This window comes from Pseudomonas sp. RT6P73 (genome assembly GCF_054897715.1).
The window spans coordinates 222,516-248,841 of sequence record NZ_JBUBUV010000002.1 but is presented as its reverse complement, the minus strand read 5'-3'; the positions used below and the strand labels follow the sequence as shown (position 1 = coordinate 248,841).

Genomic DNA, 26,326 nt, shown 5'->3' with positions numbered 1-26,326 from the left:
TCAATACATGCTCAAGGAATGAACATGTCTGTTGCTATTGAAAAACAACTGAACGAAAGCCTGCGTGATGCGCAGCTCGGGCTCTATCTGACGGCGATTGTTGCGCAAGACAAGAAGCTGCAAGACTTGAAGATAGCCGAGCACCTCAAGACGGCCGATGACCTATACCACTATTGGCTGCTTGATGTACTGGTCAGCCAGGATGTGCCGACCAGCCCGGTAGCCTGCGTAATTGCCAGTCTTCAGCAGTACATCATCAGCATTCTGGCCAACATGGAACCGGGGTATCACACCGCGCAGATTCCCACTGACCAGGTCGACACCTGGCGCACCGTCATGCATCACTATCAGGACTGGGCCACCAATCAGCGCCTGTACTATTTTCCGGCGACTTACCTTGATCCGACGCTGCGCAAGACCCGCACCGCAAGCTTCGAGCAGCTGGAAAACGATCTGAACCGAAACCAGCTCACTGCCGAGTCCGTGCAAACAGCGGTGCTGGCTTATCTGACCAGGCTGGAGGAAGTGGCCAACCTGCAAATCGTCAACGGTTACATCGACGGCAGCGATTTCGCCAACAGCACTTATCACTTCATTGCCAAATCCCGTGCTGCCAATACCTGGTATTGGCGCTCGCTGGACATGTCATGTCGCCCCTTCGTGGCTGGCTCCCGGACTGCCAAATATGATGCTCCGGAGCCGCAAGCGTGGTCCGACTGGCACCGCATCAACTTGCCCGTTTCGGACAGCACCCTTGAACACACCATCCGTCCAGTCATGTTCAACAATCGTTTGTATGTGATCTGGGCGGAATGCATCTTTCAGGATCAGGCGAGCAAAGAAGATAACAAGAACAAAGCCTTTCCCTTGTTTCGTCTGAATCTGTGCTTCAAGAAATACGACGGCAGCTGGAGTACGCCGCAGACATGCATTCAACATTACTGGTCGGCCGAATCGATTGAAGACATGGACCTGGCAAAATTGAAGGCAAACACGAGAACCATTGCCACCTGTCATCCCGCCTCCTCATCCCTGTTCGTCGCCTTGTATGTCAATAAATTAGGTCGAGAAGAGTTTGGTATTTATCTCGACTTCTGCCTGTCAATCGTCATCGACAAAGACGCCGTTATCCAGTCGACCGTTCACCTCAAAACACTCGATAAAGATAAAGACAAAACACTCATTGAGCTGATGGAGAAGTGGCCACCTTCCAACCCTAGAATGCTCCAGTGCAGTCACTCGTCAACCTTGTCGCAAACACCCAGTATCGAATCACGTCTGGACAACGCATTAGGTACAACAGAATTCATCGACTTTTCAAAGTCCGAAATAAAGAACAGCGATACTCCGAAAACCCCGCCTCGCCAACCCATCCGAATGAACATCACCTTCGCCCGGCACCTGATCGAGCGCGCAGAAACCAGCATGGAAACGTTGCTGAGCTGGTCCTCTCAGCACCTGCAAGAGCCCTCCTTCGAGAGCGGTAAACCGCCGGAGCCACTGGATTTCTACGGTGCCTACGGTCGCTACTTCGTCGAGTTGTTCCTTTACCTGCCCTGGCTGGTGGCGCACCGCTTTAACCAGGAGCGCCAATACGGTGAAGCCGAACGCTGGTTGCAGTACCTGTTCAATCCCGCCCGAAAAGCAGTCAGTGGCAGCAATCCTGATTACTGGAACGCGGTGCCTCTGATCACCGGCACACCCAAGCCCGGCCAACCCAGCTATGCCCTACAGGGACCACAGGATCCGCACCAGATTGCACTGAGTCATCCCGTGCACTTTCGCAAAGCCCTGTACATGCTCTACCTCGATATTCTGCTCAATCGTGGCGACACCGCTTACCGACAACTGTCTCCCGACAGTCTGACCGAGGCGAAACTCTGGTACCTGCGCGCACAGGATCTGTTGGGCCCGCGACCGGATATCAGGCAAACCGATCTTTGGGCAAAGATCACATTGAAAGCGTTCAGCGAGGAGCCCAATAGAAAACTGCGTGACTTTGAAAAAGCCTTGGGAGAACAAGGCAAGCAACTCAAGACAACTGCCGCTCCAGAGCAGGTCCCTCAAGTGTGTGTGTCCGTCCGTACGTCCACTCACATTCTGCCCATGCGATTGACGCGCCGCATTCGCGCTTGCCCTTCAACCCCGTGTTGCTCCCACGCTGGGAAAAGCTCGAAAGCCGCCTGCACAACCTTCGGCATAACCTCGACATTGTGGGCCGCCCCCTGAGGCTGGCGCTCTTCGCAGCTCCAGCCGCTTCAAACAGACAGCTCGGTGCCAATCCTTCTCGCGCTGCGGAGCCCGGCCTGGCCCAGCGTCTGGGCACCGAGATTCCGCCTTACCGTTTCAGTGCCCTGCATGCCCATGCCATGAGTGCGGTAGACACGGTGATCCAGTTCGGCGAAACGCTGATGTCGTTCATCGAGCGCAGCGAGCAGGCCAGCTATCAGGAACTTCAGCAGCAGCACCTCTGGGATATCGCCACCATGGCGGTAGATCTGCAGACCCAGGCCCTGAAGATCGATCAGAAAACCCGGGAAGCGTTACTGGCCAGTAAAGCCCTCGTCGAAAGCCGCCGCGATTACTACAGTCAGCGGGTCAACGAGGTCGTCAATCTGGAAGAAGTGACGGCTGCCGCGTTCCATCTGGAGGGGCGTATCGCTGAAGCCGGCGCCCATGCGGCGCATGCCGGAGGTCAGGGCCTGAAAGTGGTTCCCAACATTTTTGGTCTGGCGGACGGCGGGGCTCGCCTTGAGGGCGGCGCGCTTGCCATGATGGCCATGCAACAAGGGGTGGCAACCGCAGCCTACGGCGCGGGCGAAGCCCTGGAGCGTGCCGCGCAGTATCGACGCCGCCATCAGGATTGGACCCTCGCCCGCGACCAGGCAAAGCTCGAAATCGCCCAGATCGATGCACAGCTTGCGGTGGAGATTGAACGAGAGACTGCTTCGCGACTGCTTCTGCAACAGACTCAAACGTCGCTGGCTCACGCCCGGACCTCTTACGATTTTCTTAGCCAGCGCTTCACCAACTCACAGCTTTACCAGTGGTTCACCCACCAACTCTCCAGCTTCTACTACCAGGTGTATGACTCGACGTTCTCTTTATGCCAGTTCACCGAACGGAGCTGGCGTTACGAGACGGCCGACAGCACCACTCAACCGTTCTTCCAGAACCAGACCTGGAACAGCACCTACCGTGGGCTCGGCCCTGGCGAGCGCATGAAGCTGGGTTTGATGAAGATGAAGAATGCCTGGCTGCTGGGCAACGAGCGCGAACTGGAAATCCGCAAGACCGTGTCGTTAAGCAAGCTCCACCTGAAGGAAAACATCACGCCGTCGATCAACAAACCCTGGGACGGAACGCTCGCAGCAGACAAGACACTCATCAAAGGAATGAAGGCCATCCTGCTGGATACAGGCTCATGCGAGTTTGAATTAACGCAGGCCCTGTTTGATAACGACTACCCGGGGCACTGCCTGCGCCGGATCAAGACCATCAGCATTTCCCTGCCGGCCGTCCTCGGCCCTTATGACGATATCCGCGCCACGCTGACCCAGACCGACAGCGAAGTCGTCATGCCCGGCGCCGACAAGACCGTCATGAAAAGTCTGCGCGCCAATCAGCAAATTGCCCTGTCGACAGGCATCGACGACAGCGGTCTGTTCACGCTGAGCTTTCAGGATGATCGCTACCTGCCCTTCGAATACACCGGAGCGGTATCGAAATGGCAACTGTCATTTCCCAACCATACCGCCCAAAAAAGCATGCTTGAATCCCTGACCGACATCATCGTGCACGTGCAGTACACCGCCAGGGCAAATGGAGGTGCGCAATGAGCGAACACGCCGCCCTCCCTGTCACCCCTCCTGCCTTGCCCAAGGGTGGGGGGGCGATTCAAAGCATCGGTAACGGCCTCGGTGCAATCGGCTCAAGCGGGAGCGCTTCCTGCGAGATTCCGCTGCCCATTTCACCCGGTCGCGGATACGCCCCGGCCCTTGCCTTACGCTACAGCAGTGCTCAGGGCAACGGGGTGTTCGGCCTCGGCTGGACACTGTCTCTGCCAACCGTCACACGACGCACCCACGTGGGCGTTCCGTCCTACACCCGTGATGATTTGTTCATCGGCCCCGACGGCGAGGTGTTGATGCCTGAGCGGAACCGGACCACCGGCGTGATCGAATCCAGCCAAAAGCTTTGCAGCGACGGCATTCGGCAGGTGGAACACACGGTCGTGCGCTATCGACCGCGCATCGAAACGGCGTTCAATCTGATCGAACATTGGTCCAGCGCGATAGGCGAACCGGGCTTCTGGCTGATACACAACGCCGACGGCACCCGGCATCTGTTTGGAAAAACGCCATCGGCACGCCGTGCGGATCACGATGCACTATCGCACGTGGGCGAGTGGTTGCTTGAAGAGAGCATGAACCCTCATGGCGAGCATATTGTGTATGAGTACAACGCGGACCCGGTCTCGACGCAGGACCCTGCCGACACTCGTGCCCAGCGATACCTTGGGCGGGTGCGCTATGGCAATTTTGAAGCTGACGCTCAGCTGTACTTAGGCAAAATCGGGGGGCTCAAGGACGTACGTTGGCACTTCGAAGTGTGCTTCGACTACGGTGAACGCAGCACCGCACTGGATGAAAAACCCGCGCATCGGACAACAAAAACGCCGCCGCTACGGAGCGATCCCTTCTCGGATTTTTCCTATGGGTTCGAGCTGAGAACTCAACGTTTATGCCAGCAAATTCTGATGTTTCATTACTTCCCTGATGAACCATCAATGGGGTCCGAGCCGGTACTGGTTCGCCGCACCGTGATCCAGTACCTGACCAGCCCTCATTCCTATAGCTGCCTGAGCGCAGCGCTGGACCAGGCCTATGGCGAAAGTACTGATGAACTCCATCCTCCCCTCGAATTCACCTACACCGACTTCACGCTGGAACCTGAGATTCAACGCTTCAAACCGTTCGAGGCGTTGTCCGGGCTCAATCATCAACAGCGCTTTCAGTTCGTCGATCTGCTGGGAGAAGGACTGCCCGGCGTGCTGCACCGCACCGACAAAAGCTGGCGCTATAGCCAACCGGTACGCGATGAGCTGGGAGGCGACCATGTCACCTATGAAGCGTTGAGCGACCTGCCACATCTGCCGTTATCCGACAGCCGCAAACCCATCCGACAGTTTCTCGGTAACCTCAATGCAAACGGACGCCCGGACTGGATCGTGGCGCAACCGGGGCTCAGTGGCTTCTTCACGCTGAAACCCAACGGCACCTGGTCGAACTTCACCCCGCTTGACGCCGTACCGACTGAGTTCTTCCATCCTCAAGGACAATTGGCCAATCTGATGGGTGCCGGGCTCAACGATCTGGTGATGCTGGGCCCGCGCAGTGTTCGACTGTATGCCAACCACAAAGGCGCCGGCTTCGCTGCGGCAACCGAAATGGATCGCGGGGCTGATGAGGATGACCTGCCACTGCCCGGCAATTCATCCAGCGAACTGGTGGCCTTCAGCGACATTCTGGGCAGCGGGCAACAGCATCTGGTTCGTATCCGTCGCAACGAAGTGAAATGCTGGCCCAACCTCGGTCGCGGACGCTTCGGCAAAGGCCGGGTGATCGCCACACCGGAACTTTCATTGGAAGAATTCGACGCATCGCGTCTTTTGCTGGCCGACCTGGACGGCTCTGGAAGCGCCGACCTTATTTATCTGGAACCCCACTGCGCGCGGATTTTCATGAACCGGTGCGGCAATGGCCTGAGCCCGGCGATCGACATGCCATGGCCCGCAGGTTTTCGCTATGACCGGTTCTGCCAGGTCAGTGTCACCGACCTGCAAGGACTCGGCTGCTCCAGCCTGGTTTTCAGCGTACCGGGGGCAACGCCACGGCATTGGCGATGCGACTTCATCCGCACCAAACCCTATTTGCTGCAATCGACCAATAACAACATGGGCGCCAGCGGCACCCTCAGCTACCGCAGTTCGGCACAAGAGTGGCTGGACGAAAAAAAACAGGTGCTCAAAAATAAGAAAACGGCGGTTTCACGCTTGCCGTTTCCGCTGTTTCTGGTCAAGCAGCAGACTCGATTCGATGAAATCACCGGGAATGTTCTAACCCAGAAATTCAAGTATCGGCGCGGCTTTTACGACGGCGCCGAACGCGAATTCCGGGGTTTCGGCCTGCTCGTGAAAACTGACACGGGTAGTAATAAAGCAACTAATCCGCAAACCGTACCGACATTGAGCAAAACCTGGTTCCATGTCGGCAATGAAGTTGATCTGATCATCCATGATCGAGATTACAGCGACGAAAAAGCCGTGCAGCTCAAAGGCACCATTCAGAACCTGGGCGAAAGCTGGACGCCGCGCAGCGACCGACATATTCCGGCCAACACCTGGTCCAGAGCTCGCCGGCGTGAAATCGCCCGGGCGCTCAACGGACGTATCTTGCGGGTGGAGGTTTACGGCCCGGATCAGGGCGATAAGTCAAAGCTTCCGTACTCGGTGCAACAACACCGCTACAGGGTCAACGAGCTCAAGGGCATGGGCAAGCACAGCCCTTACTCGATCCTGCACCCGGTGCTCGTGGAGTCGATTCATTATCAATACGAGCGCTTCCCGCAAGATCCGCGCTGTACCCACACGATCAATCTGAACTGGGACGCCCGCGGTTACCTGACCCACCATCTTGAGATCAGCTATGCCCGGCGCACAACAGCCGTCGATGCCTGCCCTTTCAGCGATCCCTGGAAGAAAAAATGGTGGCTCGACGCCCATGACGAGGCCCAGCAGTTCTACTACGTGACCGAACATAAAGCCCAATTCATCCACATCATGACCCCGCAGAGCAGACGACTGGGCTTGCCTTATCTGCAACGCACGAATGCTCTGAAACTGCCAAAAGCACCTCTGGCCGAGGGCCTGTCGCCTTCTGGCATCAACCATGAGGCACTGCTGATCCTGAGCGCTTCGGCGGCATGGAAAACGCTACAGGTCATGACCGGTCTGTCTTTACAGCGTTATGGAAAGCCTGATGCCAGTGGTCCCTATGCGGACGGAGAAGCCAGTGTCGAAGCGTTGGTCGATCACACGGAAACAGCCGAACTCAATGAGTTGGCGTTGAAGGTTTACGACGTACTCAAAACGCAGGCGCCGTCCTTTGATTTGACTCAACGACTCAAGGATGAAGGCTACAAAAAAATGCCCATCGCCTTACCGGGCGACGCTGAGTGGGATAAGCAGGACAAACTCTGGTCGGTACGACGCAGCTTCGTCACGTACAAAAAACTGGAGGGTTTTTTCAAACCGTCGAGTTTTAAACAGAGCCCGCAACAGGGTCAAACCACCTTCACCCATGACCCATATTTCTGCCTGACAACCAGCATCAAACTGCCGGACAACTGCACGACCACCGCCTCCAGTATTGATTACCGAATGCTCCAACCCACCCGGATCACCGACTCAAACAACGTTATTCAGGAAGCGTCGTACGATGCTTTCGGCCACGTTCACGCCATCAGCCATTACAAAAGCAGCGCCGATCACAACATCAGTTTCTCGCCGTTCTCCACCCATACCCGTCGCTATCACGGCCGGCCTGACCTTGCGATCGAAAACCCGGAGCAGGCATTACAGCAAGTCGCCAGCGCTTACTTCTACGATTCGTTCAGCTGGATGGGACACATCGTGGCCACCACTCAGCAGGAACAGGAATGGTGTAAGGAGGCCGTCGCCATGGGCGATCTTTTGCCCGATGGTCACATCCGCGCCAGCGCTCGTGCGCGTCTGGCCCGCCACGCAATCAAAGAAACACCTTACGAACGAACACTCCACGCGAAGGTCGCCAGCGTGCAGCGCGAACCGGTTTACTGCGCCACGCTACAGGCAGATCGATACCCCAACGATTCTGAAAACACACAAATCCGAATCGTTGCCGCTAGCTGGGATGGCTTTGGCCGGCCGTTGCAAAGCAAACACAAAGCCGGGCGAGGAACAGCTTTAGCGGTCAACGAAGACGGTGCATTGACGTGGGTCGGCGACAAACCGCAAGAACACGAAGTCAGCGTTCGCTGGCGTGTAAGCGAGCGCACTGAATACGACAACAAGGGCCTGGTGACTCGTACCTGGCGGCCGTACTTCAGTGACCGGCACCGCTACATCAATGATGAATCCCTGCGCAGATCAGGCCTTTGTGATCGATATTTCCATGACCCCATGGGCCGTCTCATACGTGTCATCAATGCCAAGGGTGACGAACGCCATCACACCTTGCATCCCTGGTATTCCATCACCGAAGACGAAAACGACACCCAGCCCGAGCTCCCGGCGCAAGGAGGTGCGCAATGAGCGTCAATGTTCATCGCCACACCCCGACCCTGAACGTCATCGACGGCCGTGGCCTTGCGCTGCGCGAAGTCCGTTACTTGTGCAACGAATCGATCAAGACACCAGCAACCCGTATCACGCGTAACCGGCATGACATCAGCGGACAGATCATCGAGCACTACTCGCCCGCAGTCTTGACTGACTTGAACACCGCAGACTCAAGGCAAGTCCGCAGCCTGTCGGGCGCCACACTCCTGATCGACAGCATCGATGCCGGCTGGCGTCTGGCGTTTTTTGGAGAGGCCGGGCAGGCGCTGGACACGTGGGACTCGCGCGGTAGCCATTGGCAAACCGACTATGACAACCAGCTGCGCCCACTGGCGATTCACGAAGAATCCGCCCAGCAATCCCTTCAGGTCATCGAGCGTTTCACTTACGCAGCCAGCTCCACCGACGATGCACAAACCAACCGGTGCGGACGGTTGATTCGCCACGATGATCCGGCGGGCAGCGTGCTTTTTTCCGGGTATGACCTGACGGGAAAACTGCTCAGCCAAACGCGCCATCTGCTGAAAGATCAGCACGCAGCCCATTGGCCGGAAGACCTCGACGAGCGCAAGGGATTGCTTGAAAGCGGTTCAGGCCATACCACCACTTGGCGACACGCGCCGACCGGCGAAGTCCTCGAACAGACAGATGCCAAAGGACATACCCAACGCTTCTGGTTCGATGTCGCCGGTCAGCTGGAGAAAGTCACCCTGCAACTCAGTGGCACGACTCAACAGAAGCTGATTCTCGATCAAGTCAGCTACAACGCGCAGGGTCAAATCGAATCCCAGGTGCTGGGAGACAAGGTCACCAGCGCGGCGATGTATGCGCCCGAAAACGGCCGCATGATCCAGCGAAGCCTTTCGCGTGCGACTACCCACGTTCTTCAGAAACTGCACTACGCCTACGACGCTGTCGGCAACGTGTTGAGTGTCGAAGACCACAGCAAACCCGAGCAGCACAACGCCAATCAACGCGTAACGCCGCGCAGCACTTATGACTACGACAGCCTGTATCAGCTGGTCAAGGCGACGGGCCGGGAAGAGCAGGCAGCGGACATCCGCGCAGCGCTTCCTGTCTGGCGATCAAGCCCGAGTGATCGCAGCCGACTGCTCAATTTCACTCAGCATTACACCTATGACGAACGCGCCAACCTGATCAAACTGCAGCATCAGCGCGAGGGCAATAATTACACCCGCGAGATGCGCATCGCCCCCGACAGCAATCGTGGGCTGTCATGGAAAACCGGTGATCCGTCCCCCGACTTTGCAACCGGCTTCGATGCCAACGGCAATCTGCAGGCCCTGCAAACCGGGCAACCGCTGCTGTGGAACGCGCGCAACCAATTGCAAAGCGTGACCCTGGTGGAGCATGCAGAGCAGGAAGCGGATACGGAAAGTTACCTCTACGACGGCAGCGGCCAGCGCGTTCGTAAACGGCAAAACCAAAACGCCCACGCATTCACCCGCTGCCGCGACGTCTTGTATTTGCCTGGCCTGGAGATACGCGAAAGCACGACGGAAAAACTCGAGGTCATCACCGTTCAGGCGGGAACCTGCAACGTTCGCTGCCTGCACTGGAGCCTGGGAACACCTTCCGGTATCACCAACGACGCGTTGCGCTTCGGTTTCGACGATCACTTGGGGTCCAACACCATGGAGCTGGATGGCGAAGGCAACCTGATCAGCGAGGAAGGTTATTACCCCTTTGGCGGCACGGCGTGGAGAGCGGCGCGTAACGCGCTGGAAGCGAAATACAGAACCGTCCGTTACTCGGGCAAGGAACGTGATGCCAGCGGGCTGTACTACTACGGCCAGCGGTATTACGCGCCATGGTTGCAACGCTGGATCAGCCCGGACCCGACGGGCACGGCTGACGGGTTGAACCTGTATTGCATGGTGGGGAACAACCCGGTGCGATTTGCCGATTCGCAGGGGCTGGTGCGCGATGATCTGGTCAACGTCCCCATCGTGCTCAACTACTACAAACAGTTTTCAGAAAAAACCGTTTCGATGACAGACGCTCCAAGGTTGTTGGCAGAAGCAAAGGACGGAAAACTGGCCGCGCTGAAAGCTCAATTTCCCAATCGGACGAATCCTTTGACACCCAAGGAAATCGCCGGGGTCGAAGCCACTTACCCAGCGTTCAAGGCCTATACGAAAAAGAAACTGAATGAGTACACCGCACACGCAGCGGTCACGACGGTGGACGGTAGCTTTTCGTCCATGGAGCATTTCAACTTCCCTGAACAGTTGGGGGACAGGACCTATCCCGGGATCGCCCTCTTTCGCAATCCTTTCCCCTCGACAAGCGGGCCGGGGGACTTGGGGATCTTTGAAGTCACCCAGCCAGAAACCTACATGGCTCAAGTTGAACGCGATTACGCCAACCAGAATGACATAGCCCTCCACCCGGCGCTGGCCAGGGACATCCGCGACCATTTAGGTCATTCCGGACATTTGTTCCCTATCCAGTCCGGCACACCTGGGCGTCATGCAGAAGTGCGGAGCAGGAACGCATTGCTCAATCACTCGTCGAGTGCAAGCGTCCCACTGAACAACATATTTGTGATGACTCAACGACTCAAAGGGGTTTCCGATTCCCGGCAAGCTACCGATTTCCCCACCTGCATGAACTGCAATGCCCTGATCCCCAGGGACATCAACATCCCCACCGGCCGACTGCCGTCCATTGACTACGCCGCGCATGTGCAATCGATGCGCTCATCCAGAACCCAATACCTGCGAGCCGCCAATCCGTAAACCGGTGTTGATTTACATGCAGATCGCGTTGGTAAACACCAACCGGTTCCCGAACGGATCACTGATGGTCATGTCCTGGCTTCCCCAGGGCATGGCCTGAATCTGTGGGTGGGAAAACGGATATTCCTTCGCCAGCAATTGCTGCTGGAACGCCTCGAGCTCGTCGGTCTCGATCCGCAACGCCGAACCCGGCGTGCTGTCGCCATGGTGTTCGGACAGGTGCAGCACGCATTCGCCCCGGGAGACTTGCAGGTACAGCGGAAAATTCGCTTCGAAACGGTGTTGCCAGTCGACGGTGAACCCCAGGAAGTCGACGTAGAACTCCAATGCCTTGGTCTCGTCGAAAATCCGCAGGATCGGGGTGGTTTTGCCAAAGCTCATTGGGTTGCTCCCTGACTGAAAAGACACCCATTGTAGTTGGGCTGCATGTCAGCGCTTCGGCTTCGCGATGGCTTTCTTTAATTGCAATGTGCCACTACGAGAAGCAGTTCAAAATTTTTGTCGACTGGCTGATCGCTTTCGCCGGCAAGCCTGGCTCCTACACGGGAATGTGGATGCTCTGAAAACCCGCGCGCAGGTCCCCTTCCCGTGCGAGAAATCGCCCTTCCCGTTTGCCGTTCGCCTGGCCTTCGCTGTAACTCAACACCCCGTTGATCCACACACCCTCAATCCCCTCCGCCGCCCGTTGCGGGTCACTGAAGTCCGCCACGTCGCGAATGGTCAGCGGATCGAACAACACCAGATCCGCCCAATGTCCTTCACGGATTTCACCCCGTTCCTTCAAGCCAAAGCGCGCCGCTGACAACCCGGTCATTTTGTGCACGGCGGTGTGCAGCGGAAACAGCCCGACGTCGCGACTGAAATGCCCGAGCACACGTGGGAAAGCGCCCCACAAGCGCGGATGCGGGAACGGATCTTCCGGCAAGCCGTCAGACCCGACCATCGACAACGGATGAGCGAGGATTCTTCGTACATCGGACTCGTCCATTCCGTAGTACACCGCGCCGGCCGGCTGCAGTCGGCGGGCCGCTTCGAGCAGCGGCACGTTCCATTCGGCGGCGATGTCCATCAGGTCGCGACCGCCCAGCTCCGGGTGCGGTGTGGACCAGGTGATGGTGATGCGATGGGCGTCGGTGACTTGCTTGAGGTCCAGCGTCGAAGAACTCGCCGCGTAGGGATAACAATCGCAGCCCACCGGATGGGTTTTCGCAGCCTCCTCAAGCGAGGCCAGCAGTTGCGGACTACGCCCCCAGTTGCCAGCCCCCGCGCATTTGAGGTGGGAAATGATCACCGGGGATTTTGCATGCCGGCCGATCTGGAAGGCCTCGTCCATGGCCTCCAGCACCGGTTCGAATTCGCTGCGCAAATGGGTGGTGTACACCGCACCGAATGCCGTCAGTTCTTCGGTCAGTTGCATCACTTCATCGGTGGACGCCGAGAACGCGCTGGCGTAGGCCAGACCGGTGGATAAACCCAAGGCGCCGGCCTCGAGACTTTCGCGCAGTTGCTCGCGCATCGCGCTGATTTCATCCGCCGTGGCGGTGCGAAACAGGTCGTCGAGGTGGTTGCTGCGCAACGCGGTATGGCCCACCAGTGCGGCGACGTTCAGCGTGGTGTTCGCCGCTTCGACCGCCGCGCGGTAATCACTGAATGTCGGGTAAACAAAAGCTGCCGAGGTGCCGAGCAGGTTCATCGGGTCCGGCGGATCGCCGCGCAAACTCACCGGTGATGCGCTGATCCCGCAGTTGCCGACAATCACCGTGGTCACGCCCTGGCTGAGCTTGGGCAGCATCTGCGGCTGACGAATCACCACCGTGTCGTCGTGGGTGTGCACGTCGATAAAACCAGGCGCCAGCACACGGCCGGCGGCGTCGATTTCTTCGTTGGCCGTGGCATCGTGCAAGTCGCCGATGCGCTCTATGCGGCCGTTCAGAATCGCCACATCGGCGGGGTAACCCGGGCTGTTGCTGCCGTCGATGACCAGGGCGTTGCGAATCAGCGTGTCGTACATCATGTCAGTCTCCCAGCGGCAAGTGATCGTCGCCGCCGCGGTAATCGTCGAGGGCGAGTTTGATCCGCCGCAGACGTTCTTGATTGTCTTCAGGACTGGCCAGCGCCAGCTCGGTGGCAAGCACGTCGATGGCCAGCAGCATGCCGTAGCGCGCCGCCGTGGGTTTGTAGATAAACGAGGTCTCGACGCCTTGCAGCGGCAGCAGCACATCCGCCAATTGCGCCAGCGGCGAATCGGCGCGGGTGATGGCGATAATCCGTGCGCCGTAGTTGCGGGCCAGTTCGACGGCTTCGATGAGTTCGGGGGTGATGCCGGTCAGCGAGCAGGCAATCACGGCGCGTTCGGCATCGAGGCTGGCGGCGGTGACGCGCATCATGACCGGGTCGTGGCACGCCGAAATCGGGTAGCCGAATCGCACCAGCCGCACTTGCAATTCATCGCTGCACAAGGTCGAGCAGCCGCCCATGCCGAACGCATGAATCATCCGCGCCTTGCCCAGCAGTTTCACCGCATCGGCGAAACGTGACTCGTCGAACGCCGACAAGTGCTGGCGCAAGGTCGACTCGATATCGCCGACGATCTGCCCGTAAAACGCCGACTGATCCGGCGTGCCCGCCGGGTCGAGGAAACGGCTGCCGACGCCGCTGGCCTGGGCCAGTTGCAGGCGCAGATCGCGCAGGTCGCGACAGCCCACCGTGCGGGCAAACCGCGACAGCGTGGCGGTGCTGACTTCCGCTCGCTGCGCCAGCTCATCGAGGCTGGCGGCGGAGGCAAAGCCTACGTCGTCGAGCATCAGCCGCGCGATGCGTCCTTCACCGGCACTGAAGGAATCCTGGCGGGCGCGGATCTGGTAGAGGATGTCCATGGCAGGCGGCTCCGGTTAAATCAGGTAAGAAAGACCCACTGTCAGCGCAAAAGCGACCACCGAAATAATGGTCTCGAGCACGGTCCAGGTCTTGAAGGTCTGGGCGACGGTCATGTTGAAGTATTCCTTGATCAACCAGAAGCCGCCGTCGTTGACGTGGGAAAAGATAACCGACCCGGCACCGGTCGCCAGCACCAGCAGCTCCGGATGCGGATAACCCAGACCAATGGCCACTGGCGCCACGATCCCCGACGCGGTGGTCATCGCCACGGTGGCAGAACCGGTGGCGATCCGCATCAACGCAGCGAATAGCCAGCCCATGATCAGCGGCGACAGGTGGAATTCGTCGGCCAGGCTGACGATCTGGTTGGTGACGCCGGCATCCACCAGAATCCGGTTCAAACCACCGCCGGCACCGACCAGCAAGGTGATGCTGGCGGTTGGTGCCAGGCATTCGTTGGTGAACTTGAGGATCGATTCGCGGTTGAAGCCCTGGGCGATGCCGAGGGTCCAGAAACTCAGCAAGGTCGCCAGCAGCAAGGCGATCACCGAGTTGCCAATGAACAACAGAAACTGGTTAAAACCGCTGCCCGGCGTGGAGATCAGGTTGGCCCAGCCGCCGATCAGCATCAGCACCACCGGCAACAGAATGGTCGCCATGGTGATGCCGAACCCCGGCAGGCTGTCGCGCGGCTCGCGGTCGAGGAACTGCCGTTCCAGCGGGTTTTCCGCCGGCAGTTGGATGCGCGGCACGATGAATTTGGCGTACAGCGGGCCGGCAATGATCGCGGTCGGAATGCCGATCAGAATCGCATACATCAACGTTTGCCCCACCGACGCCTGATACACCTGCACCGCCAGCATCGCCGCCGGGTGCGGCGGCACCAGCGCATGCACCACCGACAGTCCGGCGACCATCGGCAAGCCGACCATCAGAATCGACACGCCGACCCGCCGCGCCACGGTAAAGGCGATCGGCACCAGCAACACAAAACCGACCTCGAAGAACAGCGGCAGCCCGACCAGGAAAGCGATGCAGACCATCGCCCAATGCGCATTCTTCTCGCCGAACCGGTCGATTAAGGTCCGCGCCACCTGCTCGGCACCGCCAGACTCGGCCATCATCTTGCCGAGCATCGTGCCCAGCGCCACCACCAGCGCGATGTGCCCCAGCGTCTTGCCGACCCCGGCCTCATACGCGCCGACCACGCCGGACGGCGGCATGCCCGCCAGCAGCGCGAGGCCGATGGACACCAGGGTGATCACAATGAAGGGATTAAGTCGGTAGCGGGCGATCAGAACGATCAACGCAATGATGGCGATGGCGGCATACACCAGCAGCCAATAGCCGAAGGACAGGGTCATGCGGTACTCCTCGAAAGGGTCACGTCGAAAGTTTTGTGAAACTCTTAAAACATTTCGAAGCATGGTTTTCAAACGAGGTGAAAGTTATTTTCGTACAGAGGTAAGGGATGTCGCACAGAGGTATGCGGGGTCGGCGGATATGAAAATCAGGCAGGCAGATTTACATCCGCTTCCCTGTGGGAGCGAGCCTGCTCGCGATAAGGGAGTGTCAGTCACCAATGATGTGGCTGATACACCGCTATCGCGAGCAGGCTCAATCCCACAGGATGAGGACCTCAGTCGTGACTCACGCGCGCGCGTTTAAGCAACTTCTTGCAGCGCTCGGACAAGTGCAGCACGCGCAAATGCTTGCCGGCCTTGGCGTAGCGCTCACGCAGCGTCTTGAGCGCTGCAATGGCCGAATAGTCGACGAAGCTCAAATGGCGGCAGTCGATGGTCACGACAGGCGGATCGTTGGCGGGATCAAATTGATTGAGAAAAGGCGTGGTCGAGGCAAAGAACAGCGTGCCATGCAGGTGATAGAGCTTGCTGCCATCGGCGTCGATATGAGCGTCGGCATACAACTCGCGGGCCTGCTGCCAGGCAAAGTTGAGCGCGGCAATGATGATCCCGCACAGCACGGCGGTGGCCAGATCGGTGAATACCGTGATGACCGTGACCGCAACAATCACCAATACATCGTTCAGCGGCACCTTGTTCACCACCCGCAACGAAGCCCAGGCGAACGTCTGTTGCGACACCACAAACATCACGCCGACCAGTGCGGCCAACGGGATGCGCTCGATCAGTGGTGACAGAAACAGAATGAACAGCAGAACCAGCACCCCGGCCACCACCCCGGACAACCGTCCACGACCACCGGAACTGAGGTTAATGACGGTCTGGCCAATCATCGCGCAGCCACCCATGCCACCAAACACACCCGAGACCATATTGGCCGCACCCAACGCCACGCACTCGCGATCCGGAAAGCCACGGCTCTCGGTGATCTCGTCGGTGAGGTTCAGGGTCAGCAGGGTTTCCAGCAGGCCGACCAGCGCCATCAATATCGCGTAGGGGGCGATGATGCGCAGGGTGTCCAGGTTCCACGCAATGTCTGGCAGCGCAAACGTCGGTAAGCCGCCCGCGATGTGCGCCATGTCGCCCAAGGTGCGCGTCGGCAGACCGAGCAGATACACCGCCAGCCCGACGCTCAGGATCGCCACCAGCGCCGGCGGCACGGCACGCGTCAGGCGCGGCAGCAGGTAAACGATCGCCATCGTCAGCACCACCAACCCGGTCATCAGGTACAACGGCATGCCGCTGAGCCAGTCGTCACCGCTTTTGAAGTGTTCGAGCTGCGCCAGCGCAATGATGATCGCCAGGCCATTGACGAAGCCGAGCATCACCGGATGCGGCACCATCCGCACCAGTTTGCCCAGCCTCAGCAACCCGAACGCCAGCATGATCAGGCCACCGAGCAACACGGTTGCGAGCAAATACTGAACACCGTGCTGCACCACCAGCGCGACGATCACCACCGCCATCGAACCGGCAGCACCGGACACCATCCCCGGCCGCCCGCCGAAGAGCGCGGTCAGGGTGCAAATGATGAAAGCGCCGTAAAGCCCCATCAGCGGATTGAGGTGAGCCACCAGCGCGAAGGCAATGCATTCGGGGAGAAGAGCGAAAGAGGTGGTGAGTCCGGCCAGGACATCGGCGCGCAGACGTTTTGGTTTCATGGAGGATCGGACACAACAGGGAAAGAGGGAGCGGATGTTACGGAATTGGGGGCGGCCCGGCCAGTTGTCGGGTTGCCGAAAACGCAATCGCGGGCAAGCCACGCTCCCACAGGATTTGTGTCGTTCGCCAGTTTCGGGGACGACATAAATCCTGTGGGAGCGTGGCTTTCCCGCGATGAACGATGACGCGGTCTAAAGCGAACTCAAACCATCTCGTCCCGAATCCATTCAACCACCGACGTCCGCTTAGGCACCCAACCCAGCAATTCACGCGCATGCTTGCCGCGAACCCGGCTGTTGGAACCCAAACCATAGTTGGCCATTTCATAACCCCATTCGGCTTCGGCCTCTTTCAACGGCCAGTCTTGCGCCTTGCCGAGTTTCAGGGCTTCAGCCATGGCTGTGGTCATGTCAATGAACGACGCCTCACCGCTTTCAACGAAGTAGAACGTGCCCGGTACGTTTTTGCTCAGCGCCAACAAATAGAGGGACACCACGTCTTCAATGTGTACGTTGGACCAAATGTTCTGCCCCGTACCGACATGTCGAACCACACCGCTTTTACGCGCCTGTTTCAGCAAACGCGGCAGCTGCACGCTGTCGCGATTGACGCCCAGGCTGTGGCCGTAAATCAGAGTGTTGCAGATAACGCCCGAGTTCACGCCGTCCTTCGCCGCCGCGAGGATCAGGTTGTCGATGGCCACGCGGGCAGCTTTGTCGACGGTCGGTTCCGGCAGGTTGTCTTCAAAGTAGATAACGTCGCTGGATTTGCCGCCCGACGCATCGCCGACGATGCTCGAACCGCTGGTGTGCAGGAACACTTTGTTGGCGCCGCGCAAGGCATTGAGCAACGCTTCCACCGCGCCGCGATGGTCGCTGCTGGCGGCGTTGATCACGGCATCGGAAGCGCGGGCCTGTTCGGCCAATAGTGCGCTGTCGTCAAGAGTGCCGATTACCGGGGTGATGCCCAGTGCGCTCAGTTCAATGGCTTGTTCGGCGTTGCGCACCAGGCCGGTGACCTTATGGCCTGCCCGGACTAGGCCGGTGGCGATGGAGCCGCCGATGAAACCAGCAGCGCCGGTAACGAATACGTTCATGGAGAAACTCCCTGCGTGAATAAATGATGCATTGAGTATCGAGGACCGTCCCGTGGCGAAACAGACCCGCTGACCCAAATCACTCTTGCGCAGGAGTCACGAATCAGCCTTTGAAGTCCGCATTGGCGTAAGCCGCCAATTTGCCCTGGATGAAGTCCAGGAAGCACTGAATCCGTAGGGCAAGTTGCGAGTTTCGGTAGTACACCGCGTTGATCGGCTGTCGATAGCCACTGTTGAAATCCGCCAGCAGCACCTGCAATCGCCCGGCACGAATATCGTCGATCGTCATGAAGTGCGACAGGCAGGCAATGCCCTGACCTTCCAGCGCCAGGTGCCGGATCGTCTCGCCGCTGGAAGCGCTGATTGATGCCTGAATCGGCCACCGATCACCGTGCACATACCGCAGCGGCCACTGGTTGAGGCCTTCGTTCTGGGTAAAGCCCAACAACGCATGGCCGGTCAGGTCCGCAACAGCCGCCGGCGTGCCGTGTCGCTCAAGGTACGCCGGGCTGGCGACGATGTGCAGCGGGCTGCAACCCAGCGAGCGCGCATGCAGGGTCGAGTCGGCCAGTGTGCCGATGCGGATGGCGATGTCGGTGCTTTGTTCGAGCAAGTCGATGATCAGGTCGTTGCTGTTGAGTTCGAGCTGGATGTCCGGGTAGAGGCGGCGGAACTCGTCGATGTACGGCACGATGGCGTGCAACATGAACGGCGACGCGGCGTTGATCCGCAGACGCCCGGACGGGGTTTGCTGGCGTGAGGTCAGGCGTTCTTCGAGCTCGTCCATCTGATCGAGAATCAGCTTGGCGTGTTCAAAGAAATACTTGCCCTCCTCCGTCAGGTCCATGCGCCGCGTGGTGCGGTTGATCAGGGTGGTATCGAGTTTCGCTTCCAGCCGCGACAGTGTGCGGCTGACCGCCGAAGGCGTCTGCCCGACCTGTTCGGCCGCAGCGGAAATCGACCCGCACTCAATCACGCAGACGAAAATCTGCAACTCATCGGATCTGGCTTTCACGGGCGTCCCTTATCGATAATTCAGCGCAGCTCTACTGTACAGAGGAAATCCCTTGTGGCGAGGGGGCTTGCCCCCGTTGGTGCGCGAAGCGGACCCAAAACCGTCAAATGCGGTGTTTCAGGCAGCCCGTGTTGACAGACTACACGACGGCTTCGCCGCCGAACGGGGGCAAGCCCCCTCGCCACAAAAGCTATCTCGCCACAGGTTCGTGCCTAGTCAGCTTTCGATAGTAGTCGAGCCTTAAGCCTTGAGGCCAAACACCTCGGTCAAATGCTGTTCATAGCGCGCCACATCACCCTCGATATCCGGACGCTTCATCACATCAACCGCCAGGAAGGTCGGCAAGCCGGTCAAGCCGAGGAATTCGTTGGCCTTGTGAAACGGGAAGTACACCGCGTCCACGCCCTTGCCTTCGAAGAAGTCGGTCGGGTCGTCGAAGGCTTGCTGCGGCGCGTTCCAGGTCAGCGACAACATGTATTGCTTGCCGTGCACCAAACCACCGCTGCCGTACTTTTGCGAGGCGTCGGAACGGGTGCGACCGTCGCTGGCATAGAGGCTTCCGTGGCCTTCGGTGAAGACTTCGTCGATGTACTTCTTCACGGTCCACGGTGCACCCATCCACCAGCCGGGCATCTGATAAATGATCACGTCGGCCCAGAGGAATTTGGCGACTTCTTCAGCAACGTCGTAACCCTCGTCGATGAAGGTGGCTTTGACATCGACGCCGCCGCGATCCAGCACGCTCAGCGCGGCTTCATGCAGGGTGGTGTTGTAGCGGCCATCGGAGTGGGCGAACTTTTTGCCGCCATTGAGCAACAGGACTTTTTTCATGGGAATCTCGGAAGTTTGGAATTCGATGGCGGCAGAGTAACGACCTGCCTCGCGCGGAATAAGCGTTGAATTCGCAAAATTCATTTGACCAATACGCACGAATCGACACGCGATTGTTGCCATAAACTTGCGCCGATTCTGAACTTGAGGAGGTTTTCTGATGAGTGAAATTCAAGGCTTCATCCTGCACGCCAAGACCCGCCCGGAAAAATCCGACGCCTTCGAAGCGTTTTTCAGCGGCTATGTAGAAGCCAGTCGCGCCGAGCCCGGCTGCATCGAGTACCACATGCTGCGCGACAAACAGGACCCGACGCTGTTTATCTTCTACGAGATCTGGCAATCCCAGGCCCACCTCGACGTGCACTCGAACCTGCCGCACATGCAGCAGTTCCGTGACATGCGCATGGAATACCTGGAGCGGGACTTTGATATCCGCGCCATCGAGATGCTCAGCCCGTCTTCCGCTACCCGCTGATCAGCAAGTGGCCGCCGAGCACGCCGAGGCCGATGAAGAACACGCGCTTGAACAGCACGGCGCTGATCCGCTGACGCAACCATTGGCCAAGCAACATGCCGAGCACTGCCGGAATCAGCGCCAGCAGCGATGCACTCAACTCTCCACCGCCGAGGGCACCGCGCCATAACAGGCCGGCGGCCAGGGCGAGGGTCGAGACGGTGAACGACAGGCCCAGCGCCTGCACCAGTTCATCTTTGCTCAAGCCCAAAGCTTGCAGGTACGGCACCGCCGGAATCACGAAGACGCCGGTGGCTGATGTGCTAACGCCCGTCAGCACGCCGCACAGCGGACCGAGCCAGCGTTCGGTTCGACCTTCGACGCGCAAGGTCGGCAGGAATAAACCGCTCAGCGAATAGAGCAACAGCGCCCCGCCCAACGCCCGCACCACCCAATGACCTCCAGCCATGCCGATCCATACCGTGCCCGCCCCGGTGCCGATGAAGATCGCGAGGAGCATTGGCCACAACCGTTTGATCAAACCGAGTAAATGCCCACCGAATGCCAGTTGCCAGACATTGGTGAGGGTGGCCGGAATGATCAACAGCGCCGCAGCCTGCGACGGTGCCATAGCCAGACCGAGCAGGCCCATGGCGATGGTGGGCAAGCCGAGGCCGATGACGCCTTTGATCATGCCGGCCAGTAAGAAAGTGGCGATGACCAGCAAGGAAAGGGCCAGACCGAGGTTTTGATAGAACGCGGCGAGAGTATTCATGGGGCTATCGTGAGCCTGGATTGGCGGCTTGAAAATCTGCCATATACTGAGACTGCCTCTTGTTTTGGCAGAGGCTGAAGAATCTATCGATGCAACCGACGCCTTCGCGGGCAAGCCTCGCTCCTACAGGGTTTGCGGTGCTGATCCGGACGCCACAATCCTTGTAGGAGCGAGGCTTGCCCGCGAAGGCGCCCGTCCAGACAGCACACCTCCCGAGGCTGTACCTATGCACTTCGACCTGACCGACCTGCGCCTCTACCTGAACATCCTCGACACCGGCAACATCACCGCCGGCGCCGCCCGCAGCCATTTATCCCTGGCAGCAGCGAGCGCGCGCATCCGCTCGATGGAAGCCTCGCTCGGCATCGAATTTCTGGACCGCGGTCGTCGCGGTGTCACGCCGACACCGGCAGGCAAAGCCTTGGCGAAACACGCCCGGGCCGTGCTGCAACAAGCCGAACGCATGCAACAGGACCTGGCCGAATACGCCAAGGGCGTCAAAGGTCAGGTGCGGTTGCTGTGCAACACCACCGCGATCACCGAATACCTGCCGGAGTTGCTCGCCGACTTTTTGCGCGAACATCCGAATCTCGACATCGACCTTCAAGAGTTGCCCAGCGCCCGCATCACCCATGCGTTGCGTCAGGGGGCGGCAGACCTCGGGATCGTGTCCGACGCGGTGGACACCGATGACCTGCAAACCCGGCCGTTTCGCGATGACCCGCTGGTGCTGATCCTGCCTTCTGACCATCCCCTGGCCGAACAACCGTCAATGACCTTCGCCGACACCTTGAGCCATGACTACGTGGCCCTGGGCGCCAGCAGTGCATTGGCGATCCATCTGGAGGAACAGGCCCTGCACATTGGCCAGCGCATGCCGATCCGCATTCGTGCCGACGGCTTCGACGGGGTCATTCGCATGGTCGCTCGCGGCGCAGGGCTGGCCATCGTGCCGCGGATGGCCATCGAACGCTGGCCGCAGGTACAAGCGGTCACGACCCGCTCTCTTCCCGAAAACTGGGCCAACCGCACACTGAAAATCTGTGCCCGCGACTTCGACAGCCTGCCCGGTTACGCCCGGGCCTTGCTGGAGGCGCTGACCCCAAGAACGCCTTGACTCTACCGTTAGGGGCAGACTCTATGCTGCGAGCTTCATTTCAGGAGTACACGCGATGAGCAAACGAATGCTCGTGATTCTGGGTCACCCCTCCACCGACAGCTTCTGCGGGGCGCTGAGCGAAACATACGTCCAGGCCGCCAAGGATGCCGGTCATGACGTGCGCCTGCTGCGTCTGGATGCGCTGGACTTCGATCCGGTCTTGCACGAGGGCTATCACACGATCCAGCCGCTGGAGCCGGACCTGTTGCAAGCCCAGGCCGATATCACCTGGGCCGAACACCTGACGTTCGTTTATCCGATCTGGTGGGGCGGGATACCGGCCTTGATGAAAGGCTTTCTCGACCGCATTTTCCTGCCCGGTTTTGCCTTCAAATACCGTGAGGGCAAGGCTTTCCCCGACAAACTGCTCAAGGGCCGGACCGCGCATCTGCTGGTGACCATGGACACGCCGCCCTGGTATTACAAATGGGTCTATCGCATGCCCGGCCTGCACCAGATGCGCAAGACGACCCTGGAGTTCTGCGGCATCAAGCCGTTGAAGACCCTGACTTTCGGGCCGATCCTGGGTTCCAAGTCGACCCAGCGCGACGCCTGGCTGGAACAGGCCCGGGTCACCGCCGGCAGCTGACGTACCCCTCGTTGTTTGCTGGCGGCGCGCTCGACGTCGTCAGCCTCCCCACGCACCTTCAAGCGGTCGTTCGTCGCTTGTGCGCGTCATTTACGCACAGCTGCAACCTTTGAATGTTATTCACTATATTATTCCCTCCGATCAGGCATGAGGCCTGGTCGCGCTACGCCCTGTTTGATCATCGAGACGGATCTTTATGTATATCGGCAAAGCCGCCCAGCTGTCGGGCACCACAGTCAAAAGCATTCGCCATTACGAAGAAATCGGCCTGTTGCCCGAGCCCAAGCGTGAAGGCAAATACCGCATCTACAGCCAGCAGAGTGTCGAGGTGTTGACGTTCATCAAGTGCGCCCAGCAACTGGGTTTCAAGCTCAAAGAGCTGCAGGTGATGTTGAACAACTACCACGGTGATGAATTCCCGTGGGACATGGCACAAAAAGCGATCGCCGAAAAAAAGGCCGAGCTGGTCTCCCAGATCGGCGCTCTCAAGCAATTGCACGACGGCCTCGAAGAATTCGAAAACAACCTCAACGATGCCCGAGAGGAATGTCAGTTCGAGCGCATCGCCCGCTATGGCGAAAAAAACCCAAGCAATACGCTGAACTGAAGACCCTGCTGCGCTGGATAAACCGGCTCGCAGGCCACCTGGGCGCCTGCGGTGCCGGTCGTCAGGTCAGCTCAAGGCGGGTTTTCCCACGGAGCGATCTTGTCCAGGCACCGGCGCGACCGGAACAATCGCCGCGAAGAACCACGGCGACACCAGCGTCACCAGCAGAATGGTCATGACACCGCTGGAAAACAGCGCCATCGCGACCAGCGCGCCCAGATCGACAATCGGCTTGAAGTCGGAAAACAGCAGCGCCATGAAGCCCACGGAGAAAATCACCACGTTGACCACGGTCGAACGGCCCACGCTGTGCATCGCCTGCAAAATGGCTGCATCGATATGAATCCCTTGCTCCACCAGCAGTTTGATCCGTGACAGCAGGTGCACCGCATAATCGACCACGCCGACCACCAGGAACGTCACCAGCGTCGTGCCGATGTTCAGCTCGATGCCGAACAAAAACATGAAGCCATAGACCGTCACCGAAGTGGTCAACAGGGTGAGCATGCCGAGAACACCCAACCGTACCGACTTGAGCCAATACATCATCATCAGCGTGACCACCACCAACGCCAGAGAAAAACTCAGGACCTGACCCTGGGTGATTTCCTGCAACACACCGGTCCAGATCAACGGCGTGCCGGCGTGCGTCACTTCGAGGTTGGCCGGTTTGTTCACCAGCAACCAGGCATCGAGCCGATCCAGCATGCCCTGGTAGTCGCTGGCCACCGACGACGTCATGGTGTACAGCGTCAGCGCCTTGGAATAGTCGGCGTTGAGCACGTTATTGAGGTCCGAACCGCCGCCGTTCTCGAACAACATCACGTGTTGCTCGATCAGTGAATTACCCGCCACTTCAAACCGTTCGATCTGTCCCTCGTCGTTGACCGACGTCACCTGCTCCAGCGCCTGGGGCACGCGCAAGTAGTCAGGGTTCATGTCGTTGAGCACCAGGTTCATGCGCTTGACGTAGGTCGCCAGGGAGTAGCCGTAACTGACGTGCGGCTGCTGCTTGATGAAGTGGTCGAGCTTGTCGATGAACTGCACCACCTCCGTGGTCAGCACGCCGCGTGGCTCTTTGCTGTCGATGGCGATCCAGCCCGGTGCCGTGCCCGCGACCTTGGCCTGGTTGATGAATTGGTCCGATACGCGGATATGACTCTCGGGCTTAAAGTAGGCAATGCCCGAGTCTTCGATATCGACACGGAAGGTGAACACCGTCATCAGGGCCAGCAACGGCAGGGTCACCATCAGGATCGGTTTGCGCCACTGAATCAGTCGCGCACAAAACGCCACCAGATAGCGCGAGATGATCGATTCCTTGTGCACCGCGGCCAGGGTTTTCGGGGTTTGGTCCTTGCCCCAGATCGAGATCCAGGCCGGAATCAGCAACAGCGAAATGATCAGCGCCGCCGTCAGGCCGATGGACATGAACACGCCGAAATTGCGGATGCTGACAATGTTGTTGGTGGTGGAAATCATGAACGTGGCGATGGTGGTCACCGTCGTCAACACCACCGGCACCACCATCAGCCGTTGCGTCTCGCGATTGGCTTCGCGGTTACTTTTCCCGGCGTTTTTCTGCTCGTAATACTCGGCCATCACATGGATCGCATCCGAACAGCAAATGGTGAACAGAAACACCGGCAGTACGCTGGTCAGCAAGTCGAAAGGCACCCGCAACAGAGCCATCAGGCCGAGCGTCCAGATGGTGCAGAACAGAATATTGAACAGCGGCAACAGCACGCCCAGCGGTTTGCGGAAGAAGAAAATCAACAGCAGGGTGATCAGCAAAAAGACAATCGGAAACAGCACTGCCAGGTCATGGTCGATGATCTCCTGCTGGGCCGCGATGAAGATCGGCATACCAGCAATGAAAATCTCGTCCTTGAACTCGGGGTGCGCCGCCTGATAGTCCGCGACGATGCCACGCACAATCTGGTAGGCGCGCAGTTGCGCCTGGGCATCGTCTTGCTTGGTGCCCAGTTCGGCCACCAGCATCGCGACTTTCTTGTCCTTGGAGACCACCCCGTCGACCATCAGCTCGTTGCCCATGATCTGCGACTCGACCAACGCCGGGTCCATGTCGTAGGCGTTGAGGGTCTTGTGGATCAGCAACTCGCCATCGCCGGTCAGCACGATGTTTTCCAGGTCACCCATGGACGCCATCTCGCGGATCGGGTTGATTCGCTCGGCGAGAAAGCTCAGGAACAGCTGATCATGGGCATCCCAGTTCTGGCTTTGGGCGTAATCACGCAGGGCCTTGGCCTGGGCGTAGTCGTTCTGGGAAAAACCGTTTTCCAGAATGTCCCGCGCCAACAACTGCGCACGGCTGTCGTCCGGATACCTGGCGACGATTTGCGCCAACTGGTCCTTGTCGGCGTCGTTGGCCAGGATCATCTTGCGCACCGATTGCGACATCGAAAACAGTGCGTTGAGGGTCGGCTTGTTGAACACCGTCTGCGGGTGGTTGATGGCCACCATCACCGAGTCAAACGTGCCGGTGAACTCGCTTTGCAGGTCGATGATGGTCTTGCGCGCCGGATGGGTTTCCTTGAGCAGATAAGGGTTGGTGTCAGAGATCAGCGAGCCCAGCGTATAAGTGAAATACGCCGTGACCGCCACCAGCAGGAAAACGATCGCCCGCGCATAGCGCTCGACGAAGTTCAGGTATCTTTCCATGATCATGCGTTCC

General features: G+C 58.9%; 18 protein-coding genes. 8 read left to right on the top strand and 10 right to left on the bottom strand.

Annotation, left to right across the window (positions count from 1 at the left end; all coding sequences use genetic code 11):
- Nucleotides 1-24 precede the first annotated feature (24 nt).
- The 4 genes from ACYZT6_RS01320 to ACYZT6_RS01305 are packed head-to-tail and all read left to right on the top strand — an operon-like array spanning nucleotide 25 to nucleotide 11,142.
- On the top strand, nucleotides 25-2,229 hold the full coding sequence (locus ACYZT6_RS01320) for a neuraminidase-like domain-containing protein (RefSeq protein ID WP_462025412.1): 2,205 nt from the start codon (nucleotides 25-27) through the stop codon (nucleotides 2,227-2,229).
- Nucleotides 2,133-3,839 (top strand): Tc toxin subunit A-related protein, encoded by a 1,707-nt coding sequence (locus ACYZT6_RS01315; RefSeq protein WP_462025411.1) that lies wholly within the window; start codon nucleotides 2,133-2,135, stop codon nucleotides 3,837-3,839. Before ACYZT6_RS01320 ends, ACYZT6_RS01315 begins: the two co-directional genes overlap by 97 nt.
- Nucleotides 3,836-8,353, top strand: coding sequence for a SpvB/TcaC N-terminal domain-containing protein (locus ACYZT6_RS01310; RefSeq protein ID WP_462025410.1), 4,518 nt, complete (start codon nucleotides 3,836-3,838; stop codon nucleotides 8,351-8,353). The genes ACYZT6_RS01315 and ACYZT6_RS01310 overlap by 4 nt, the downstream gene beginning before the upstream one ends.
- Entirely contained in the window at nucleotides 8,350-11,142 is a 2,793-nt protein-coding gene (locus ACYZT6_RS01305) for an RHS repeat-associated core domain-containing protein (protein WP_462025409.1), read from the top strand. Before ACYZT6_RS01310 ends, ACYZT6_RS01305 begins: the two co-directional genes overlap by 4 nt.
- Nucleotides 11,143-11,154: 12 nt before the next feature.
- Here the strand turns inward: ACYZT6_RS01305 and ACYZT6_RS01300 are convergent, their stop codons facing one another.
- The 8 genes from ACYZT6_RS01300 to ACYZT6_RS01265 form a co-directional block, all read right to left on the bottom strand.
- Complete coding sequence (locus ACYZT6_RS01300; RefSeq protein WP_461984060.1) at nucleotides 11,155-11,523, bottom strand: glyoxalase superfamily protein; 369 nt, start codon at nucleotides 11,521-11,523, stop codon at nucleotides 11,155-11,157.
- A 157-nt stretch (nucleotides 11,524-11,680) separates the two neighbouring features.
- Entirely contained in the window at nucleotides 11,681-13,156 is a 1,476-nt protein-coding gene (locus tag ACYZT6_RS01295) for an N-acyl-D-amino-acid deacylase family protein (protein ID WP_462025408.1), read from the bottom strand.
- Nucleotide 13,157: 1 nt separating this feature from the next.
- Nucleotides 13,158-14,018 carry a MurR/RpiR family transcriptional regulator gene (locus tag ACYZT6_RS01290; RefSeq protein ID WP_462025407.1) on the bottom strand — a complete coding sequence of 287 codons (861 nt, stop codon included), beginning with the start codon at nucleotides 14,016-14,018 and terminating at the stop codon, nucleotides 13,158-13,160.
- Between the two features lie 15 nt (nucleotides 14,019-14,033).
- A complete protein-coding gene (locus ACYZT6_RS01285) occupies nucleotides 14,034-15,383 on the bottom strand; it encodes a GntT/GntP/DsdX family permease (RefSeq protein WP_462025406.1) in 1,350 nt (449 codons plus the stop codon).
- 275 nt (nucleotides 15,384-15,658) lie between these two features.
- Entirely contained in the window at nucleotides 15,659-17,104 is a 1,446-nt protein-coding gene (locus ACYZT6_RS01280) for a SulP family inorganic anion transporter (protein ID WP_462025405.1), read from the bottom strand.
- Between the two features lie 203 nt (nucleotides 17,105-17,307).
- The gene (locus ACYZT6_RS01275; protein WP_462025404.1) at nucleotides 17,308-18,201 is read right to left on the bottom strand and encodes an NAD-dependent epimerase/dehydratase family protein; all 894 of its coding nucleotides are present in this window, start codon (nucleotides 18,199-18,201) and stop codon (nucleotides 17,308-17,310) included.
- Between the two features lie 103 nt (nucleotides 18,202-18,304).
- On the bottom strand, nucleotides 18,305-19,216 hold the full coding sequence (locus ACYZT6_RS01270) for a LysR substrate-binding domain-containing protein (RefSeq protein ID WP_462025403.1): 912 nt from the start codon (nucleotides 19,214-19,216) through the stop codon (nucleotides 18,305-18,307).
- Nucleotides 19,217-19,456: 240 nt separating this feature from the next.
- Nucleotides 19,457-20,047: an NAD(P)H-dependent oxidoreductase gene (locus tag ACYZT6_RS01265; protein WP_462025402.1), complete on the bottom strand. Its 591-nt coding sequence runs from the start codon at nucleotides 20,045-20,047 to the stop codon at nucleotides 19,457-19,459.
- 160 nt (nucleotides 20,048-20,207) lie between these two features.
- Here ACYZT6_RS01265 and ACYZT6_RS01260 point away from each other — a divergent pair, with 160 nt between their 5' ends.
- Nucleotides 20,208-20,522: a putative quinol monooxygenase gene (locus ACYZT6_RS01260; RefSeq protein WP_462025401.1), complete on the top strand. Its 315-nt coding sequence runs from the start codon at nucleotides 20,208-20,210 to the stop codon at nucleotides 20,520-20,522.
- Here the strand turns inward: ACYZT6_RS01260 and ACYZT6_RS01255 are convergent.
- A complete protein-coding gene (locus tag ACYZT6_RS01255; protein ID WP_462025400.1) occupies nucleotides 20,512-21,276 on the bottom strand; it encodes a sulfite exporter TauE/SafE family protein in 765 nt (254 codons plus the stop codon). The genes ACYZT6_RS01260 and ACYZT6_RS01255 overlap by 11 nt on opposite strands.
- A gap of 226 nt (nucleotides 21,277-21,502) precedes the next feature.
- On the opposite strand from ACYZT6_RS01255, the gene ACYZT6_RS01250 reads away from it, so the two are divergent.
- From ACYZT6_RS01250 to ACYZT6_RS01240, 3 genes are all read left to right on the top strand, one after another.
- The gene (locus ACYZT6_RS01250; protein WP_462025399.1) at nucleotides 21,503-22,393 is read left to right on the top strand and encodes a LysR substrate-binding domain-containing protein; all 891 of its coding nucleotides are present in this window, start codon (nucleotides 21,503-21,505) and stop codon (nucleotides 22,391-22,393) included.
- 55 nt (nucleotides 22,394-22,448) lie between these two features.
- Complete coding sequence (locus tag ACYZT6_RS01245; RefSeq protein ID WP_046045752.1) at nucleotides 22,449-23,024, top strand: NAD(P)H-dependent oxidoreductase; 576 nt, start codon at nucleotides 22,449-22,451, stop codon at nucleotides 23,022-23,024.
- A 196-nt stretch (nucleotides 23,025-23,220) separates the two neighbouring features.
- Nucleotides 23,221-23,631: a MerR family transcriptional regulator gene (locus ACYZT6_RS01240; protein WP_461957122.1), complete on the top strand. Its 411-nt coding sequence runs from the start codon at nucleotides 23,221-23,223 to the stop codon at nucleotides 23,629-23,631.
- A 66-nt stretch (nucleotides 23,632-23,697) separates the two neighbouring features.
- On the opposite strand, the gene ACYZT6_RS01235 is transcribed toward ACYZT6_RS01240, so the two are convergent.
- Nucleotides 23,698-26,313, bottom strand: coding sequence for an efflux RND transporter permease subunit (locus tag ACYZT6_RS01235; RefSeq protein WP_462025398.1), 2,616 nt, complete (start codon nucleotides 26,311-26,313; stop codon nucleotides 23,698-23,700).
- Between the last annotated feature and the right edge of the window lie 13 nt (nucleotides 26,314-26,326).

Bases quoted from the DNA above. Each gene is read 5' to 3' on its own strand.
- ACYZT6_RS01320 (WP_462025412.1), top strand. From the start codon at position 25: ATGTCTGTTGCTATTGAAAAACAACTGAACGAAAGCCTGCGTGATGCG.
- ACYZT6_RS01310 (WP_462025410.1), top strand. From the start codon at position 3,836: ATGAGCGAACACGCCGCCCTCCCTGTCACCCCTCCTGCCTTGCCCAAG.
- ACYZT6_RS01305 (WP_462025409.1), top strand. From the start codon at position 8,350: ATGAGCGTCAATGTTCATCGCCACACCCCGACCCTGAACGTCATCGAC.
- ACYZT6_RS01300 (WP_461984060.1), bottom strand. From the start codon at position 11,523: ATGAGCTTTGGCAAAACCACCCCGATCCTGCGGATTTTCGACGAGACC.
- ACYZT6_RS01295 (WP_462025408.1), bottom strand. From the start codon at position 13,156: ATGATGTACGACACGCTGATTCGCAACGCCCTGGTCATCGACGGCAGC.
- ACYZT6_RS01290 (WP_462025407.1), bottom strand. From the start codon at position 14,018: ATGGACATCCTCTACCAGATCCGCGCCCGCCAGGATTCCTTCAGTGCC.
- ACYZT6_RS01285 (WP_462025406.1), bottom strand. From the start codon at position 15,383: ATGACCCTGTCCTTCGGCTATTGGCTGCTGGTGTATGCCGCCATCGCC.
- ACYZT6_RS01280 (WP_462025405.1), bottom strand. From the start codon at position 17,104: ATGAAACCAAAACGTCTGCGCGCCGATGTCCTGGCCGGACTCACCACC.
- ACYZT6_RS01275 (WP_462025404.1), bottom strand. From the start codon at position 18,201: ATGAACGTATTCGTTACCGGCGCTGCTGGTTTCATCGGCGGCTCCATC.
- ACYZT6_RS01265 (WP_462025402.1), bottom strand. From the start codon at position 20,047: ATGAAAAAAGTCCTGTTGCTCAATGGCGGCAAAAAGTTCGCCCACTCC.
- ACYZT6_RS01260 (WP_462025401.1), top strand. From the start codon at position 20,208: ATGAGTGAAATTCAAGGCTTCATCCTGCACGCCAAGACCCGCCCGGAA.
- ACYZT6_RS01255 (WP_462025400.1), bottom strand. From the start codon at position 21,276: ATGAATACTCTCGCCGCGTTCTATCAAAACCTCGGTCTGGCCCTTTCC.
- ACYZT6_RS01250 (WP_462025399.1), top strand. From the start codon at position 21,503: ATGCACTTCGACCTGACCGACCTGCGCCTCTACCTGAACATCCTCGAC.
- ACYZT6_RS01245 (WP_046045752.1), top strand. From the start codon at position 22,449: ATGAGCAAACGAATGCTCGTGATTCTGGGTCACCCCTCCACCGACAGC.
- ACYZT6_RS01240 (WP_461957122.1), top strand. From the start codon at position 23,221: ATGTATATCGGCAAAGCCGCCCAGCTGTCGGGCACCACAGTCAAAAGC.
- ACYZT6_RS01235 (WP_462025398.1), bottom strand. From the start codon at position 26,313: ATGGAAAGATACCTGAACTTCGTCGAGCGCTATGCGCGGGCGATCGTT.